16 protein-coding genes are annotated in these 16,904 nt (G+C 55.9%); 8 read left to right on the top strand and 8 right to left on the bottom strand.

The window, feature by feature from the left end; translation table 11 throughout:
• The first annotated feature begins 1 nt into the window (after position 1).
• The 6 genes from G523_RS0103005 (at position 2) to G523_RS0102980 (ending at position 6,801) form a co-directional block, all read left to right on the top strand.
• The gene (locus G523_RS0103005) at positions 2-1,297 is read left to right on the top strand and encodes a dihydrolipoamide acetyltransferase family protein (protein ID WP_022693545.1); all 1,296 of its coding nucleotides are present in this window, start codon (positions 2-4) and stop codon (positions 1,295-1,297) included.
• Between the two features lie 210 nt (positions 1,298-1,507).
• The gene (locus G523_RS0103000; RefSeq protein WP_022693544.1) at positions 1,508-2,500 is read left to right on the top strand and encodes a 3-oxoacyl-ACP synthase III family protein; all 993 of its coding nucleotides are present in this window, start codon (positions 1,508-1,510) and stop codon (positions 2,498-2,500) included.
• Complete coding sequence (locus G523_RS0102995; RefSeq protein WP_022693543.1) at positions 2,497-3,471, top strand: NAD-dependent epimerase/dehydratase family protein; 975 nt, start codon at positions 2,497-2,499, stop codon at positions 3,469-3,471. The genes G523_RS0103000 and G523_RS0102995 overlap by 4 nt, the downstream gene beginning before the upstream one ends.
• Positions 3,468-4,241, top strand: coding sequence for an MBL fold metallo-hydrolase (locus G523_RS0102990; RefSeq protein ID WP_022693542.1), 774 nt, complete (start codon positions 3,468-3,470; stop codon positions 4,239-4,241). Before G523_RS0102995 ends, G523_RS0102990 begins: the two co-directional genes overlap by 4 nt.
• Positions 4,241-5,518, top strand: a complete 1,278-nt coding sequence (locus G523_RS17695) for a F390 synthetase-related protein (protein WP_022693541.1) — start codon at positions 4,241-4,243, stop codon at positions 5,516-5,518. Before G523_RS0102990 ends, G523_RS17695 begins: the two co-directional genes overlap by 1 nt.
• Positions 5,515-6,801 (top strand): glycosyltransferase, encoded by a 1,287-nt coding sequence (locus tag G523_RS0102980; protein WP_022693540.1) that lies wholly within the window; start codon positions 5,515-5,517, stop codon positions 6,799-6,801. The genes G523_RS17695 and G523_RS0102980 overlap by 4 nt, the downstream gene beginning before the upstream one ends.
• Here G523_RS0102980 and G523_RS20060 read toward each other — a convergent pair.
• Both G523_RS20060 and G523_RS20055 read right to left on the bottom strand, forming a co-directional pair.
• Positions 6,743-7,423 (bottom strand): DedA family protein, encoded by a 681-nt coding sequence (locus G523_RS20060; protein ID WP_022693539.1) that lies wholly within the window; start codon positions 7,421-7,423, stop codon positions 6,743-6,745. The two genes, G523_RS0102980 and G523_RS20060, sit on opposite strands and share 59 nt — an antisense overlap.
• 9 nt (positions 7,424-7,432) lie before the next feature.
• Positions 7,433-8,347 carry a hypothetical protein gene (locus G523_RS20055; protein ID WP_022693538.1) on the bottom strand — a complete coding sequence of 305 codons (915 nt, stop codon included), beginning with the start codon at positions 8,345-8,347 and terminating at the stop codon, positions 7,433-7,435.
• Positions 8,348-8,445: 98 nt separating this feature from the next.
• Here G523_RS20055 and G523_RS0102965 point away from each other — a divergent pair, with 98 nt between their 5' ends.
• Positions 8,446-9,120: a Fe2+-dependent dioxygenase gene (locus tag G523_RS0102965; RefSeq protein WP_022693537.1), complete on the top strand. Its 675-nt coding sequence runs from the start codon at positions 8,446-8,448 to the stop codon at positions 9,118-9,120.
• A gap of 49 nt (positions 9,121-9,169) precedes the next feature.
• Here G523_RS0102965 and odhB read toward each other — a convergent pair whose 3' ends face one another.
• The 3 genes from odhB to G523_RS17680 all read right to left on the bottom strand — a co-directional run bounded on the left by odhB (position 9,170) and on the right by G523_RS17680 (position 14,526).
• Positions 9,170-10,702: a 2-oxoglutarate dehydrogenase complex dihydrolipoyllysine-residue succinyltransferase gene (gene odhB / locus G523_RS0102960; RefSeq protein ID WP_022693536.1), complete on the bottom strand. Its 1,533-nt coding sequence runs from the start codon at positions 10,700-10,702 to the stop codon at positions 9,170-9,172.
• Between the two features lie 32 nt (positions 10,703-10,734).
• Positions 10,735-13,746 (bottom strand): 2-oxoglutarate dehydrogenase E1 component, encoded by a 3,012-nt coding sequence (locus G523_RS0102955; protein ID WP_022693535.1) that lies wholly within the window; start codon positions 13,744-13,746, stop codon positions 10,735-10,737.
• Positions 13,747-14,112: 366 nt separating this feature from the next.
• Positions 14,113-14,526, bottom strand: a complete 414-nt coding sequence (locus G523_RS17680) for a globin (protein WP_022693534.1) — start codon at positions 14,524-14,526, stop codon at positions 14,113-14,115.
• A 65-nt stretch (positions 14,527-14,591) separates the two neighbouring features.
• On the opposite strand from G523_RS17680, the gene G523_RS0102945 reads away from it, so the two are divergent.
• Entirely contained in the window at positions 14,592-15,263 is a 672-nt protein-coding gene (locus G523_RS0102945; protein ID WP_155802570.1) for a hypothetical protein, read from the top strand.
• Positions 15,264-15,323: 60 nt separating this feature from the next.
• Here the strand turns inward: G523_RS0102945 and sucD are convergent, their stop codons facing one another.
• Genes sucD through G523_RS0102930 form a run of 3 tightly spaced genes read right to left on the bottom strand, consistent with a single transcriptional unit; the run spans position 15,324 to position 16,901 of the window.
• Positions 15,324-16,226, bottom strand: coding sequence for a succinate--CoA ligase subunit alpha (gene sucD / locus G523_RS0102940; protein ID WP_022693532.1), 903 nt, complete (start codon positions 16,224-16,226; stop codon positions 15,324-15,326).
• 31 nt (positions 16,227-16,257) lie between these two features.
• Entirely contained in the window at positions 16,258-16,677 is a 420-nt protein-coding gene (locus G523_RS0102935) for a PIN domain-containing protein (protein ID WP_022693531.1), read from the bottom strand.
• Complete coding sequence (locus G523_RS0102930; RefSeq protein WP_022693530.1) at positions 16,674-16,901, bottom strand: ribbon-helix-helix protein, CopG family; 228 nt, start codon at positions 16,899-16,901, stop codon at positions 16,674-16,676. The genes G523_RS0102935 and G523_RS0102930 overlap by 4 nt, the downstream gene beginning before the upstream one ends.
• Positions 16,902-16,904: the final 3 nt, after the last annotated feature.

Raw genomic sequence — 16,904 nt, 5'->3', positions numbered from 1 at the left:
TATGGAAAAGATTTTCAAACTTCCTGATGTGGGCGAGGGCGTTGCTGAAGCCGAGCTGGTTGAATGGCTGGTTGAGGTTGGTGATACGATTGCCGAAGATCAGGCAATCGCTGTCGTCACGACCGATAAAGCTAATATCGAAGTGCCATCTCCTTACGCAGGCAAACTGACATGGAAATCCGGTGAGCCGGGTGACCAGATCGCGATCGGCGCAGAATTTGCCAAGATCGACGATATGAAGGGTGATGCGCCTGATGCGGCGGCAAAGCCTGCAAAAGCTGCGCCTGCGCCAGCACCGAAACAGGCCGCGCCTCAAGCGCCGTCCGTTCCGCAAACAGCGCCTGCGTCAGCGGCGGTGTTTTCCGGCTCGTCTAAGGTGCATACGTCTCCAGCGGTTCGCGCTCGCGCCAAATCCCTGCAGATTGATCTTGGAAATGTGGCGGGTACGGGCGCTGGCGGTCGAATTGCCCACTACGACCTCGACCAGTTCCTGATTGCGGCAATCCGCGCCGAAGCTTCATCTGGCTCTGGCCCGGCTGTACCAACGCCGAAGCCTGCACCAGCACCTACGGCTGGACCTAAACCTGCGTCATTCGTGGCTGCAAGCAGTCATGGCAAAATTCAGGTCAACCGCCTGTCGTCCATGCGTCGTGCGATCTCCAAGAAGATGAATCAGGCCAAGCCCGGTGTGCCGCACTTCAGCTATGTTGAAGAAGTCGATGTCACCGATCTGGAGGCTATGCGTCGTGAGATGAACGCGAAGGCGGATGGCGGTGAGAAGCTTTCCATTCTGCCGTTCATTATGCGCGCGCTCGTCCTGTCTGTGCCGGAAGCGCCTTATGTAAACGCGCTCTATAACGGCGATCGTCAAGAAGTGCATATCTATGACGAAATCCGTCTCGGTATTGCTGTTGCGACTGATAAAGGCCTGATGGTTCCAGTCATTGGCAATGCTCAAAAGAAAAATGTGTACGAAGCTGCGGCGGCCATCCGCCATGTCGCTGAAGCGGCGCGTGATGGTACAGCGTCTCGTGACGAGCTTGTGGGCTCTACCATGACGCTCACCTCTCTGGGGGCGCTCGGCGGCATTGCTTCAACGCCGGTGCTTAATCCGCCAGAGGTCGCGATCATCGGCGTCAACAAGGTGCGCACGGCGCCTGTCTGGAATGGCGAAGGATTTGAGCCGCGCCAGCTGATGAACCTGTCTTGCAGCTTTGACCATCGGATCATCGATGGTCAGGCCGCAGCCAAATTCGTTGCGGCGATGAAGCGCCGTATCGAGGCGTGTGAGATCTGACACGGGCTCAGCTCAAACAGATCACCGGACGCTATTCTCCAAGCGTACTACCTTGGCCCCGCGGTTAATTCCGTGGGGCTTTTTAGTTTTCCCGCTGTCATTCTTTGCGCATCGGTCGCAGTATTCCAGAAAATTCTGGTCAAATCTCAAGAGATACTATAATGTGAGTGTTCGATCACTTTCTATTGATTGGAAATAGCGGAGAAGATCATGACGAGACCTGTTCTGCTGGGTACGGGCGCACGCGCTGGAGGGCGGCTCCTTACGTCAGAAGAAATAGACGGGCGTATCGGGCGAAAGTCCGGCTGGCTTGAGGCGCAATGCGGCGTGCGCTCGCGGCCCGTGCTCACGGACGCCGAAACTCAGGAATCTCTGGCCCTTCAGGCTGCGCAGACCGCTTTGGATGACGCCGGCCTTCATCCAGACGACTTAGATCTCATTTTGTTTGCGTCTGCTGTGGGGCGGCAACCAATTCCTGCAACAGCTGCTCTGATTAAGGATGCGCTTGGCCTTCGAAAGACAGCTATTCCAGCGTTTGACATTAATGCGACATGCCTCTCTGGCGTGGCGGCGCTCGATGTTGCCTCTCTCTATGTGAGTGCGGGGCGAGCAAAGCGTGTGCTCGTCGTCACCAGTGAAGTCGCAACCAGGGCTCTGCCATGGGACACTGACCCGGCGACAGCAGGCCTGTTTGGCGATGGGGCTGCTGCCTTTATTGTAGGTGAGGGCGCATCAGGCATCTCGGTTAATCAGGTCCTGCTGGAAACATGGTCTGAGGGCTATGAGTTCTGCACGCTCGGCGCGGGCGGAACACGCTATGACTTTCATAGCGCGCGTGACGAGTTTGAAAAGAACGCCTTCTTTAGGATGGACGGACATGCCTTGTTTAAACTTACGCGAAGCAAGCTTCCCAAGTTCATAGATCGAGTGCTTGAGGCATCCGGTTGGTCGCGCGACGATATCGATGTCGTCATCCCGCATCAGGCGAGCCCGCTGGCGCTGGAGCATATGATCCGCAAATGCGGCTTCGACAGAGAAAAAGTGGTCTCGACCGTGCGCGAAACAGGCAATCTCGTTGCGGCCTCTATACCGACGACGCTGGACACCGCGCGCCGTAACGGGCGCATCAAAGCAGGGGATAAAATCCTTCTGATAGGGACGTCCGCCGGCGTCTCGCTTGGCGGGGCGACACTCACCGCATGACAACTGTTCTGGTCACAGGTACGACGGGGTTTCTCGGAGGGGCGCTCACGCGACGATTGCTCGGTGATGGCGTGCGAGTTGTCGCTCTTGGGCGTAATCAGGAAAAGCTTGCAGAGCTTGCAAGCCTCGGCGCAACGACGCTGCCATGCGATCTGGCAGTCCTTCCAGATGACATGCAGCCTGATGCGAGTGATATTGTCGTGCATGCGGCAGCTCTCTCCTCGCCATGGGGAAGAGCGCAGGATTTTGAGCGTGCGAATATAATGGGCACAGCGAATGCCTTACGCCTTGCCGAACGGGTAGGCGCGCATCGTTTCATCAACATCTCCTCACCGAGTATCTATTTTCGGTTCGCCGATCAGGACCGTTTGCGGGAGAATGCTCTTCTTCCGGATCCGGTAAATGCCTATGCAGATACCAAGCGTCGCGCGGAGGAACTGGTCAGTGAAGCGTCGGCGTTTGAAACGGTTACGCTCCGCCCGCGCGGGCTCTACGGCCCGGCGGATACGGCGCTGTTGCCGAGGCTTCTAAAAGCGGCGGAGAGCCGGCCACTGCCACTTATGAGAGGCGGAGATGCGGCAACCGATCTCACCTATATAGACGATGTCGTCGAGAGCATTCTGGCGGCGATGGTCGCTCCATCATCGGTTAGCGGGCAGGCGTTCAACATTTCAGGCGGGGTGGCTCTTCCGGTGAAAATGGTTGCCGAACGGGCAGGAGAAAAAGCTGGAATTGATGTGCGCTGGCGACAGCTTCCATGGCCGCTGGTGAAGGCGTTTGCCACTGCTTCAGAGCGCGTTTGCGCTATGCTGCCCAAGCGACCAGAACCGGCTGTAACGGCTTATTCAGCGGGCTTGTTTGCCTTCCGCCAGACTCTGAATATTCAAAAGGCGGAGCAACTTCTTGGCTGGAGGCCCAAAGTCTCATTTGATGAAGGTCTGGAAAAAACCTTCGCGGGGCGGACAGGATGATCAGGCCGGAGTTTAAAAATAGCGCGATTGTTTCGGCGCCTGAATGGCTGATCATGAAAAATGGTACGCGAACCATGCGGCATTTACCGGTCCGTTATGGCGTGTTTGAGCATCCTGCGGCCGGTAAATGCCTGATCGATACCGGATATTCCGGGCGGATAATGAGTGGTCGGCGCGGCGCCTTTCTCCGTCTTTACGGGGGCATTCTGAAACCGAAGCTGACATCAGATGTCCTGCCGGATGCCATGCCTGATGTGGACACGATCATCGTTACCCATCTGCATGCAGATCATATCAGCGCGCTGCGGGACTATCCAAACGCGCGCTTTGTACTCGATGGTGACGCGCTGGACCATTATCTCGCAGCAGGCTGGTTTCAACGTATACGTCACGGGTTTTTCAAAGAACTTTTGCCGGACGACTTTGCGGATCGCCTCGTGCGCTTCCAGGATTGCCCGAAGATCGAGGCCCCAATGGGTCTTGGCGAAGCGTTTGATTTGTTCGGTGATGGGAGCGTGCTGGGCGTACCTTTGCCCGGCCATATGCTTGGCCATACGGGTGTGTTGTTCACGGGAGCTCGTCCGCTTCTCTACGCGGCTGATAGTGAGTGGCTCTGGCAGGCGATAGATGAACGCCGGGCACCGGGTTTTCCCGCGACGCAAATTCTTGAAGATAAAGCTGCAGCCGAAACAACACGTGAAAAGCTTCGGGCCTTTGTAGCAGCCGGCGGCGAGCTGAAGCTTTGCCATGATCCCGAAGGAGAGGGCTGATGTCGCTGAAAGCATCATTGGGCACTTTAGCGGCTTTTGTTGATGCCAGCTTGCGTCTCAATTCTGTAGCGTATCGCGATGAGCTGGAGGAAAAACAGGCGCGGCGGCTCGCGCGGTTTCTCAACGGCCCGGCGAGCAAAGTGCCTGCGTTTGCCGGATGTCGTGGGCTACCACTGCAAGACTGGCCGACAATGGACAAATCCCGGCTCATGGCAGACTTCGCGCTTTATAACCGGCTCGGCATGACCACAGCAGAAGCATGGGCGCATTTTGAGAATGGCACTGCCCCTGAAGGGTATGCCGTTGGCGCGAGCACGGGCACCTCTGGTAATAGAGGGCTTTATGTTGTGTCGGAAGCGGAGCGCTATCGCTGGCTCGGGGTGATGCTGTCGAGAGCGTTGCCTGATGTGCTGACCCGCCGACACCGCGTTGCGGTCGTGCTGCCTGCCAACAGCCGCCTCTATGATGCGGCGAATGAAAGCCGGCATCTGGCACTTCAATTCTTTGATCTGGGACAAGGCATAGAGGCGCAGTTTGCGCCATTAGAAGATTTTCGCCCGACTGTGATTGTGGCCCCGCCTAAGTTCCTGCGGGCACTTGCAGAAAGTGAAACGAAGCTCTCTCCGGACCGCATCTTTTCAGGCGCTGAAGTTCTGGATGATGAGGACAGGCACATCATCCAAAGTCGGTTCGGCGTGATCGTGCGCGAAATCTACATGGCGACCGAAGGTCTGTTTGCTGTCGGCTGCGAGAAGGGCTCGCTTCATTTGATCGAAGACCATGTGCATTTTGAATTTGAGCCTGTCGAAGGTTCTGACGCTCTGGTCTCACCCTTGATCACTGATTTTTCCCGAACCACGCAAATTATGGTGCGATACCGGATGAATGATGTTCTGGAGCTGGCAAAACGCCCTTGCAATTGCGGGTGTCCTCATCGCGTTATCAAGGCCGTCCATGGCAGATGTGATGACGTGTTTCAGCTGGTGTCCGGAGATAGCAAAACGATCCGGATTACGCCGGATGTAATCCGGAATACCGTTATAGGAACTGATCGTTCCATCAGGGACTTTCGTGTCGTTCAGACTGGTGGAAACGCCGTTCAGCTGACTTTGCCTACCACGAATGCGCCCGGTCTGACGGCTGCCTGCGAGGCGCTTCAGACGCTCTTTGCATCCTGCGGTGCTGCTCCTGAGGTTACGGCGCATGTGACCGAGCTCATGCCGCCATCAGGTCATAAACTTCGCCGTGTAAGTGTCGCGCCCGAGGCCCTGATATGACGAAGGTCTCGATCCAGACATTGGGAAGCTTTGGCGATGTCATGCCTTTTGTGTCCGTCGCGCATTATCTGAATAAAATGGGTGAAGACGTCAGCATTCTCTCACCGTCTGACTATTCCGGGGCAATTGAAGCGCGCGATATCAAGGCCGAAGCAGTAGAAGATTTTACGCTCGCCGCATGGGATAAAGAAGCTGAACAACGGGGCACTTTAAAGAACCCGCTCAACTTCTTCCTTGATTGGAATGAAATGGTCGCGCCTTATGTCGCCAGAACCGTGGAAGCGTCTCTCAAAGCCGCTGAAGGCGCTGATCTTATTCTGGCCAATTCGATATGCGCACCTGCCCAGATGGTCGCCGAGTATTACGACATTCCGTTCATCCTGAATGCACACCAGCCCGCGATCAGCTCTACGCGAGACTACCCCTGCGCCATGCTTTGGAAGCCGGGCATGCCCTCATTTTTGAATAAAGCGGGCTATGCGATGGTCTGGGGCGCGCAGCGTGCTATGGAGAAAGCTCTAGGCGGACACAGGCGCCGGCTTGGCTTGCGCGCGCCACATAATCTTGGCGCCTCACGCGGCGAGCCGCACACTGATATGGTACGGCTGACGACTGTTTCGCCTTTTCTCATCCCTGATGCTCCGCCCGATTGGCGGCCCTATGATGTGTTAAAGCCATACCCGTCGCTTGTGCCTGTGTCCGGCGCAGCTCTGCCGCCAGATATCGAAGCCTTTTTGCAAGCGGACGCGCCGCCGGTCTTCATCGGCCTTGGCTCAATGGATGTTGAGGCCTACGCCTCAGATTTGCGCGTTATTCTTGATGCAATCGCGGGAAGAGGACGCAGGGCGATCCTCTCTGCAGGGTTGGCCGAAAAACTGGATAGCCCAATAGGCGATCAACACATCATCGTCGGCCAGGTGCCGCATGACCTCATATTTCCGAGATGCGCGGCGATCCTTCATCATGGCGGCGCTGGTACACTCGATACAGCTCTGAGAGCGGGCGTTCCGCAAATCATCTTGCCGCGGCATCTTGATCAGTTCTGGCATGCTGATGCGCTCTGGAAGGGCGGAGTAGCCCCGAAGCCCTTGAAACGCGGACAGGTCACGAGCACCGACATCAAAACTGCGTTGAGCTTCGCGTTTAGTGAAGAGGCCAGAGCGTTCGCGAAACAGGTCGCAGGTCCACTGCTCTCCCGAAACGGAGCGAGAGAAATCGCTGAGTTTACACTTTCGAGAATAGGAAGCGGGCGGCAAAGCGCGCGACAAGCGCTGTCAGAATGAAGAAAACTTGACCGCCAATCAGGAGCGCCCATTTATAGCGCTCAATAAACCCGTCCACATCAAAACTGGTCTGGTCCGCGCCCCAGGCGCTTATGTACCCAAGCACCAGAAACATGCCCACACCAATACCAACGCCCGCCAGCGAGCCAATCGCGAACCGGCGCCATGGCATACCCGCGCCGCCGCAAATTGGCGGCATGAACCAGGCGACGGGTCCCATCAGGCGAGAGCCTGCGACGGCTTTCATGCCATGCTTTCGAAGGAGGCTGCGTGTTTTGCGAAGCGCGTTCCGTCGCCGTTTGCCTGATCTGGCAAAACGTAGAAACCAGGGTTTCATTTGTCGGCCAATGAAGAAGCCGGTCTGATCTGCGAGATAGGCTCCGGCCAGAACAGCAATCACGCCTCGCCAGTCATTATCGGTGTAGGCTAAGCCGCCAGCCATCAGGAAGAAAGCCTCTCCGAACACGAAGAAGCATGTGACCAGTGTTGCGTCGAAGAACGCACCCAGAAACAGAATGATTAGGATCGAAAGCGTCATGCTGCGCCAGCATAGAAAGCTTTCAGGGATCGCGCTATTGGCGATAGGTGACGGGCCATAACCACTGTCAGTTTGGCCCGTCATAGAGTGTCGTTAGTTGCCGAGTGCTAGCAGTACGGCAGATGATGTCGCGGTGAGCGCTGCGGGGTTGGCATCCAGTGATTCTGGACGTTCCACGGTCGCGTAAGCTTCGCCCAGCTGTGCCAATGCCGTATCGATGGCTGATGCGACTTCAGGAAGTTCATTGCGAATAGCCGCTTCTTCTTCTGCGAACGCGGCTTTGGCTGCTTCATAGAAACCATAGCCGTCCAGATATGGCTCAAAGAAGTCTGACTGCAGCGCGTTTGTGTACATAACGGCGGCGCGGTCGATCTGATCGGCAGCTACGCCAGCCTGGATGCGTGCTTCGGATGACCCGTCATCTGGTGCTTTTTCAGCTGCGGCGCGGAGCGTCGCGATGATCTCATCCGTGCGCTCTGAAATTTGTTCTGTAGTTTCGCCTTCAAAAACGGCTGAAGACGCATTCAGGAGCAGTTCGTCAAAGTTCTCAACGCCGCGCTCTTCCAGATAAGGGCCGACATCAAAGAGAACTTCTGAAACCGGGTGCGCGAACATTTCGCCGGCTGCGCTCGTCTCACCAACAATGTATGCGTCGCGCGCTGCGATTACGTGGGCTTCTGTGATAGCCAGCGCAGACCGGAATACGACAGGGTCTGTCGTAGCTTGCTGAACAGCGACGCCGCCTTCACCTTCGCCGCCTTCGCCTTCTCCACCAGAGCCTTCACCCTCGCCGCCGGCGCCTTCACCTTCACCGCCATCTGCAGCGGCGTAAGACGGTGCGCGTGCGGTTGTTGCCGCTTCACCTGCATCAGTGGTGCTGACAGCGGTTTCACCTTGCTCGCCAGCCTCTCCGGCTTCACCTGAGTTTCCGCAGGCTGCGAGAAGTGTTGTGCCTGCGAGTGCGGCCGTCAGTCCGAGGCGTGTCCAACGTTTCGTGTCTGTTTTCACAGTAATCGTCCTTGCTAATCTCTGGCGAATTGCGTTTGTCGTGACATAAACCTAATGTATCCAATAATGCAACTCATTATCATAAATGAGGAGGTCTGATGCCTATCACTATCGGGAATGTACTGGACGAGGCGGACCTTGCCAGCGTTGCTGAACTCCTGCCGCAACTAATGTGGGCAGACGGCACGAAAACCGCAGGTGCTGTGGCGCGCGAAGTGAAGAGAAACCGTCAGGCTGATCTCTCGACGCGGTCAGGCACCCGGCTTCGCGAGCTTGTGCAGACTGCGCTTCGTACGCATCCGGTCGTGCTGGCCTTTGCACGCCCCGCGAAATGGTCTCCGCTTATTGTCAGTCAGACGGGTGAGGGCGGAGGCTATGGCACGCACATCGATAACGCCTTTATGGGCACCGGGGATAGCCGCGTGCGTACTGATCTCTCATTCACGCTCTTTCTTTCAGAGCCGGATAGTTATGAAGGCGGTGAGTTGAATATCGACATGGCCGGTATGACGCATTCGGTGAAAGGTGCACGCGGGGATCTGGTGATTTACCCCTCTACGACTCTGCATCAGGTTGCAGAGGTGACGCGCGGTCGCCGTATTGTATGTGTCGGCTGGATCCAGAGCCTTATCCGGTCTGGTTATCAGCGGGAGATTCTATTCGATCTGGACAATCTCAAAGCAGAGCTTCTGGTATCTCATGACAAGAACTCGCCGGAACTGCTGACCTTATCCAAGACGCTCGCCAATCTCACACGCATGTGGGGAGAATAAAAAAGCCCCGCTGCGAGAGCGGGGCTTTTCTTTGATCTTTTCAGGTCGCTTAGACGCCGAGAAGCATGCGCTCAGGATTTTCCAGAGCTTCCTTCACACGCACGAGGAAGGTCACAGCTTCTTTGCCGTCAACGATACGGTGGTCGTAAGACAGAGCCAGATACATCATCGGACGGATCACAACTTCACCATTGATCGCAACTGGACGCTGCTCGATGCGGTGCATGCCGAGAACGCCTGACTGTGGCGGGTTCAGGATCGGTGTAGACATCATGGAGCCGTAAACACCGCCGTTAGAGATGGTGAATGTGCCGCCTTGCATGTCTTGCATGGTCAGCTGGCCATCACGGGCTTTGCGGCCATATTCGCCGATGGACGCTTCGATGCCAGCCAGAGACAGCGCGTCACAGTCACGGACAACCGGAACCACGAGGCCTTTTTCTGTGCCGACTGCGACACCGATGTCGTAATAGTTTTTGTAGATGACGTCTGTGCCGTCGATCTCAGCGTTAACAGCTGGAATTTCCTGCAGAGCGTTCACAACCGCTTTCACGAAGAAAGACATGAATCCGAGTTTTACGCCGTGGCGTTTCTCGAAATTGTCTTTGTACGCTTTGCGCATTTCCATGATGTTGGTCATGTCCACGTCGTTGAACGTGGTGAGCATTGCAGCTGTGTCCTGCGCTTCTTTCAGGCGACGTGCGATCGTCTGACGAAGGCGGGTCATTTTTACGCGTTCTTCGCGAGGGCCCGTCGCGCGTGGAATGCCGGACGAAGATGACATGGCAGGAGCTTCCGTAGGTTTCTTTTCGAGATAGGCGAGTGCGTCGCCTTTTGTGGCACGTCCACCTTTGCCTGAACCCGGAATATCTGCCGGATTTACGCCGTTCTCCGCTGCGATGCGACGAACAGATGGAGAGACCGGCGCGCCGCCCGATGGGGCTGCCGCTGGTGCAGATGTGGTTGGAGCCGGTGCAGATGCCGCAGGCGCTGCTGCAGGTGCCGCCGCACCGCCTTCGCCGCCGGATACGCGTGCGATTACAGTGCCGATGCTGACTGTTTCGCCTTCAGCGACGAGCACCTCAGAGAGGACGCCATCGACCGGAGACGGAACTTCAACAGCAACTTTGTCTGTTTCGATTTCGACAAGGATATCGTCTTTGGAGATCGTGTCGCCAGGCTGTTTCAGCCATGAAGACAGAGTGCCCTCAGAGACGCTTTCGCCCATCGCCGGGACTTCTACGTCAACCGTGTCACCAGAACCGGAGGAGGCGGCCGGAGCGGCCGCTTCTTCTTTTGGGGCTTCAGATGTCTCTTCTGCAGGAGCAGGTGCTGCCGCAGCGCCGTCGCCCGCGCCAACTTTACCGAGAAGCGCGCCAATGCCGACCGTTTCGCCTTCAGCGGCAACAATTTCAGACAAAACACCGTCTTCCGGGGCTGCGACTTCGACAGAAACCTTATCGGTTTCCAGTTCGACAATCACTTCATCCTTGCTGACGGCATCGCCGGCTTTTTTGAGCCATGTTCCGACAGTTGCTTCGGAGACAGATTCGCCGAGCGTCGGGACAATAATATCAGTCATTCGTACTGCTCTCTTTCCGGGGTTCTCGGCGCTCAGGCCGTTTCAAATGTTGTACAATTGCCGCTGTCGCCAAGGGCAGCGTCGATGAAGGAGTCGCGCTCGGCGACGTGTTTAGACATGAGGCCGGTTGCGGTAGACGCAGATGCCGGACGGCCAGCGTAAAGCGGACGTGTATGCTTCGCACCAACCTGCTCAAGGCACCATTCGATTTCGTCGCGGATGAAGGTCCAGCCGCCCATATTGCGTGGCTCTTCCTGACACCAGACCATTTCTGCCTGCGGGAAGCGCTTCAGCTCCTGCATCAGAGACTTGCGTGGGACCGGATAGAATTGCTCGACGCGCATCAGATAGATGTTGTCGATGCCACGCTTCTCACGCTCTTCAAACAGGTCGTAATAGACCTTACCGGAGCAGAGAACGACGCGTTTGATCTTGTCGTCGGATACGAGTTTCACTTCGCCGCCGCGGCCCGGTGTCTCTGCATCATCCCACAGAACGCGGTGGAAAGATGACTCCGGACCAAGATCAGCAAGCGCAGAGGTCGCCAGCTTGTGACGCAGAAGCGATTTCGGCGTCATGATGATTAGCGGCTTACGGAAGTCGCGGTGAATCTGGCGGCGCAGCGCGTGGAAGTATTGCGCTGGTGTAGTCAGGTTGCAGACCTGCATATTGTCTTCGGCAGCCATTTGCAGGAAGCGCTCAAGGCGGGCTGAAGAGTGCTCAGGGCCCTGACCCTCATAGCCATGTGGCAGAAGGCAGACGAGGCCGGACATACGAAGCCATTTACGTTCACCGGAAGAGATGAACTGGTCGAAGAGAACCTGCGCGCCGTTTGCGAAGTCACCGAACTGGGCTTCCCAGAGCGTAAGCGTGTTCGGGTCTGCCAGAGAGTAGCCATACTCATAGCCAAGAACCGCTTCCTCAGAGAGCAGGGAGTCGATGACTTCGTATTTAGCCTGGTTTTCGCTGATATTGTTCAGCGGCGTGTACGGCTTTTCTGTTTTCTGGTCGATAACGCGCGAGTGACGCTGGGAGAATGTGCCGCGACCGGAGTCCTGACCGGACAGTCGGATCGGGAAGCCTTCATCCAAAAGCGAACCGAATGCGAGGTGCTCCGCGGTTGCCCAATCGAGGCCTTCGCCGCTTTCAATCGCGTTCTTGCGGCCATCAATGACCCGCGCGAGCGTTTTGTGCGGTGTAATGCCTTCAGGGATCGTTGTAATCGCTGTGCCAATTCGCTTGAGCGTATCCATTTCGACAGCTGTGTTGCCGCGGCGCTCGTCGCCTTCAGGCAGACCGAGGCCGGACCATTTGCCATCCAGCCAGTCAGCACGATCCGCAGAGTATGTTTTGCCAGCTTCAAATTCGTCGTCGAGGAATTTGTCGAAGTCAGCATTCCACTGATCAACTTCTTCGCGTGTAACGATGCCTTCGCCGATCAGGCGGTCAGCATAAAGCTTCTGAACCGGTGGGTGGCCTTTGATTTTCTTGTACATCAAAGGCTGCGTGAACATTGGTTCGTCGCCTTCGTTGTGGCCGTAGCGACGGTAGCAGAACATGTCGATGACAACGTCCTTGCCGAACTTCTGACGATACTCGGTCGCAACCTTCGCCGCGTACACCACAGCTTCAGGGTCATCACCGTTCACGTGGAAGATCGGCGCTTCCACCATTTTCGCAACATCAGACGGGTATGGCGAAGAACGCGAATATTTCGGGCTCGTTGTGAAGCCGATCTGGTTGTTCACGATGAAGTGGATCGTGCCACCTGTGCGATAGCCCGCAAGACCGGAGAGCGCGAAACACTCTGATACAACACCCTGACCGGCAAACGCCGCGTCACCGTGGAGAAGGAGAGGCATAACCTGCGCGCGGCGGTTCTTTGCAGACTCGCGCTTCAGGAAGCTTTGCTTTGCACGGGATTTGCCCAGAACAACCGGGTTCACCGCTTCAAGGTGAGACGGGTTAGGTGTCAGGGACAGGTGAACATTATGTCCGTCGAACTTACGGTCGGAAGAGGCACCAAGGTGATACTTCACGTCGCCGGAACCAAACTCGTCAGCGCCCTGAGACGAGCCGCCCTGGAATTCGTGGAAAATGATTTTGTACTGTTTGCCCATGACGGCAGCCAGTACGTTCAGGCGGCCACGGTGTGGCATGCCGAGAACGATTTCCTCAACGCCGAGTGCGCCGCCGCGTTTGATGATCTGCTCGAGAGCAGGAACGGCTGCTTCGCCACCATCAAGACCGAAACGTTTTGTGCCTGGATAGCGCTTATGGAGGAATTGCTCGAACGCTTCGCCTTCGATCAATTTCTTCAGAATGGCGATTTTGCCTTCTTTCGTGAAGGCAACGCCTTTGTCCGGACCCTCAATGCGTTCCTGAAGCCAGGATTTCTCTTCCGGGTCGGAAATGTGCATGAATTCGATGCCGACGGTCGAGCAGTAAGTCCGCTTGAGCACGTCGAGCATCTGACGGATGGAAGCGTATTCCATACCGAGGTAGAAATCGATGAAGATCGGGCGATCCCACATGTCCGGCGTAAAGCCGTAAGATTGCGGATCGAGCTCCGGCTGGTTGCCAAAGTCATTGAGGCGCAGCGGGTCAAGATCAGCTGCGAGGTGGCCGCGCATACGATAGGCGCGGATCATCATGATCGCTTTGATCGATTCCTGAATGGCGCGTGCAACGTCCTGCGGGTTTGCGCTTGGGCCGGCGCGCTCGGTGATCTTCGCCGCGATCTGCGGTTCGTTCGCAGACCATGAATAGTCGATTGCGTCGGTGTTTTCGTCGCGCTGCGTCAGTGGCCAGCTTGCTGGTGTCCAGCTTGGGCCGTCAGCTGCTTTGGAAACCGGCTCGCCGCCATCGCCGAGGCTTTCGAAGAAACTACGCCATTGAGGAGCAACGGAATTCGGATCGCGATCGAACTTCGCCTGAAGCTGCTCAATGTATGAGGCGTTTCCACCGTAAAGAAACAGGGTTTCCAGCATCGCCGAATTTGCGTCGGAGCGATTGCCGTTTGGTGGGGAGCCGTCATCTGCCATTGCTATACGTCCTGATGATTGTTTTGCAGAAACAAAACACACAAATTTCTTGCTATCCTATTTAGGGAATTTTCTGCCGGATAGAAACCCAACCTAAGTCATAGATTTGTAATCGGGCTTCATCGGCAATTCCTGCAACAGGCCTGCCTGAAAAAATTGCCTTCCGCTAAATCAAAAAAGCCGACTCCGCAATGCAACATTAATCGAATTTGATTCGACGGGTCCATTTTTTATACCGAGGTCAGAACAGCATAACTGCTATGCGGTTGCGACTAGTGAACGGCTGTTGCTTCAGACGTGAAATATAGGCACGAAATCTCCGGTGACGGAGCAGTCTGCGCATGATTGTCGCAAAGGAAAGTAAGCTCACGGGTTTGTGGTTTCGCCGGTGACTTTGTTGAGGATATCCGCCCAGCGATTTTCAAATTCTGCTGTCCACTGACTTTCCAGTGCATCACGCGTCACATCGCGGATGATGAAGAAGAACTGATTGAATTCACCTTCTGAAACATCATAGCCGTCATGCGCAAAGCGGTTAGCCGTCGCGATGGTTTTTGCGCTGGCGCGGTTCTCGTCTGTCCCCATAAGAACCTCGAAGGCCTGAGACAGCATTTCGCCGCGCACACTGCCGTCGGTATCCATGAAAAAGCGGTCTTCGTGTTCGGGGTGACGGCGGAAAAGCTCTGCATAGACGAGCGCGCCCGGATCACCGACTTTTTCGGACAGGAGTTCGAGCGACTTTGTGAGTTGTCCCGTGGCTGCGTCATCGTTCGCTTGCATTCATCTCTCCCGCCGATACGGTGCATGCATAGAAGTGTTTGCCGAACGCAACAATCGGGGGATGTGTGGCCGAGGATTTGCAGTCTTATTTTTCGGAGGTGCGTCTTGGGCCGTTTCGCAAGGGGATGGTTCTGGCTGACCGGCATTTCGACCGGACTGTTTTCAAGTCGACGCAAGGTGCATTGAAAACGAAGGGCCCACATTGCCTTCGTGATGTTCATTTTGAGCGCTGCGAGGTCGAAGCCGGACCTTTCTGGTTAGGCGAAGGCTATGAGTTGGAGAATGTCCACTTCGACAAGCTAAAAGTCTGGCGTTTCATGTTCGATAACCGGACGAAGATGAGACATGTCCGCGCCAGTTCGCTGGCAAAGGCAAACAGATTTGAAATACAGCCGGGCCTGACGAGTGAAAAAGAAAAGGATCGTCAGATAGATGATCCGGAGTTTTCGCTGGATGTGTCCGGCTATCAGGGAGATTTGCAGATATGGGGTGTGCCTGCGGACAGGGTGGCTATCAATCCTGAAACGCAGATAAGGCTTCGCCACCCAACGCGCGAACGCCACCTCAGTCAGGCCATCGGCCTGACTGAGCACGGACTGTGGTCGATTGCGCTTGATCAGATAGTCGGCCGACGTGTGCGTGATGCAGTTCTCAGCCTGCCAAAGCCGAAGGATCGGGATTACGCCGACCAGATGCGCGATATTGAATTGTTACGGTCCGAAGGCATTGCATTCTAGTGCGCATAAAAAAGGCTCTCCGAAGAGAGCCTTTCAAAATCTGTCCGTAAAGGCAGTCGATTAGCCTTTGAGAACGTCCTGCAGCGTAACGCCGAGACGAGCTGGTGATGGAGACACAACGATGCCAGCTTCTTCCATCGCAGCGATTTTGTCTTCCGCGCCGCCTTTGCCGCCGGAAACGATCGCACCAGCGTGACCCATTGTGCGGCCTGGGGGCGCTGTACGGCCAGCGATAAAGCCAACCATTGGCTTTTTGCGGCCTTTCTTAGCTTCCTGAATCAGGAATTCAGCAGCTTCTTCTTCCGCAGAACCGCCGATTTCACCAATCATGATGATAGATTGTGTCTCGTCGTCAGAGAGGAACATGTCGAGCACGTCGATGAAGTTCGTGCCGTTGACCGGGTCACCACCAATACCGACAGCTGTTGTCTGGCCGAGGCCAACCTGAGATGTCTGGAAAACAGCTTCGTATGTCAGTGTGCCTGAGCGGGAAACTACGCCGACAGAACCCTTAGAGAAGATAGAGCCCGGCATGATGCCGATTTTGCATTCTTCAGGTGTCAGAAGACCCGGGCAGTTAGGACCGATAAGACGGGAAGAAGACTTCACCAGCTTGTCCTTCACGCGGACCATGTCCATGACAGGAACGCCCTCGGTGATACAAACGATGAGCTCGATGCCTGCGTCGATCGCTTCTTCGATAGCTGCTGCTGCGCCTGCCGGTGGAACGTAAACCACAGAGGCTGTCGCGCCAGTTGCTTTTTTACCGTCTTCGACGGATGCGAAGATTGGAAGCTCTGCGCCGTTTTCAGCCTGCCACTTCTCGCCACCTTTTTTCGGGTGGATGCCGCCAACCATTTGCGTGCCGAAATAGTTCAGCGCCTGGTTTGTGTGGAATGAGCCGGTTTTACCGGTCATGCCCTGAGTGAGGACTTTGGTATTCTTGTCGATCAGAATGGACATTTACGTTTCCCCTGTTTGGATCGGTGTTTGATTAGTTGAATGGATTGACGACGCAAACCCCTTCAAAGGTCTGGTCGGGTGAAAAATGTTCAGAATAGAGCGTTTTGCAGCCAAGCCGGCGCGCCGATGCGAGTGTGATGCCAGAGCGAGTTGAGATTGCGTTCTCGCTGGCTAGCGCAATACCCTCACGGACCAGCTTGTCATCAACGGCCTGACACGGTTTGAGTGCCAGCGTGCGCACCCATTCAGAAGCAAGCTCTGACGGCATAGGTGTGTCGCCGCGTGTGGTGACTGCTTCGTGGAATTCAGCGAGTACGCTTGCAGATGTCGCGTAGTTTTCTTCCAGCACAATGCGGCGGGCGATCTGATAGCGTTCTGGTGCATCCTCGCGGCCAAGCGCGGCATAAACGAGAATGGACGTGTCGAGGAATACATCGGCTTCATCAATCATGATGACGCCTCGCTGTCAGGGCGCCATTTGCCGAGGCGCGCAGGCGAGGTTTCCATCAGATTGAGCAGGCCGGTACGCGCTTCATCATGGGCGCGTTCCTGTTCGACAAGCTTTGTCAGAAAGCCGCGCACAAGCTCATTGACGCTGGTCCGCTTCAGAGCGGCCAGAACGCGGACCTTATCCAGAAGGTCTTCATCAATGGCGAGTGTGATGTTTTTCGTCACGCG

This window comes from Ponticaulis koreensis DSM 19734, assembly GCF_000420665.1.
Classification (GTDB): Bacteria; Pseudomonadota; Alphaproteobacteria; order Caulobacterales; family Hyphomonadaceae; genus Ponticaulis; species Ponticaulis koreensis.
The sequence above is the reverse complement of the archived record's forward strand: the minus strand, read 5'-3'. Positions and strand labels throughout refer to the sequence as shown.

Coding starts and splice junctions, on each gene's coding strand:
- G523_RS0103005 (WP_022693545.1), top strand. CDS start 2: ATGGAAAAGATTTTCAAACTTCCTGATGTGGGCGAGGGCGTTGCTGAA.
- G523_RS0103000 (WP_022693544.1), top strand. CDS start 1,508: ATGACGAGACCTGTTCTGCTGGGTACGGGCGCACGCGCTGGAGGGCGG.
- G523_RS0102995 (WP_022693543.1), top strand. CDS start 2,497: ATGACAACTGTTCTGGTCACAGGTACGACGGGGTTTCTCGGAGGGGCG.
- G523_RS0102990 (WP_022693542.1), top strand. CDS start 3,468: ATGATCAGGCCGGAGTTTAAAAATAGCGCGATTGTTTCGGCGCCTGAA.
- G523_RS17695 (WP_022693541.1), top strand. CDS start 4,241: ATGTCGCTGAAAGCATCATTGGGCACTTTAGCGGCTTTTGTTGATGCC.
- G523_RS0102980 (WP_022693540.1), top strand. CDS start 5,515: ATGACGAAGGTCTCGATCCAGACATTGGGAAGCTTTGGCGATGTCATG.
- G523_RS20060 (WP_022693539.1), bottom strand. CDS start 7,423: ATGACGGGCCAAACTGACAGTGGTTATGGCCCGTCACCTATCGCCAAT.
- G523_RS0102965 (WP_022693537.1), top strand. CDS start 8,446: ATGCCTATCACTATCGGGAATGTACTGGACGAGGCGGACCTTGCCAGC.
- odhB (WP_022693536.1), bottom strand. CDS start 10,702: ATGACTGATATTATTGTCCCGACGCTCGGCGAATCTGTCTCCGAAGCA.
- G523_RS0102955 (WP_022693535.1), bottom strand. CDS start 13,746: ATGGCAGATGACGGCTCCCCACCAAACGGCAATCGCTCCGACGCAAAT.
- G523_RS17680 (WP_022693534.1), bottom strand. CDS start 14,526: ATGCAAGCGAACGATGACGCAGCCACGGGACAACTCACAAAGTCGCTC.
- sucD (WP_022693532.1), bottom strand. CDS start 16,226: ATGTCCATTCTGATCGACAAGAATACCAAAGTCCTCACTCAGGGCATG.
- G523_RS0102935 (WP_022693531.1), bottom strand. CDS start 16,677: ATGATTGATGAAGCCGATGTATTCCTCGACACGTCCATTCTCGTTTAT.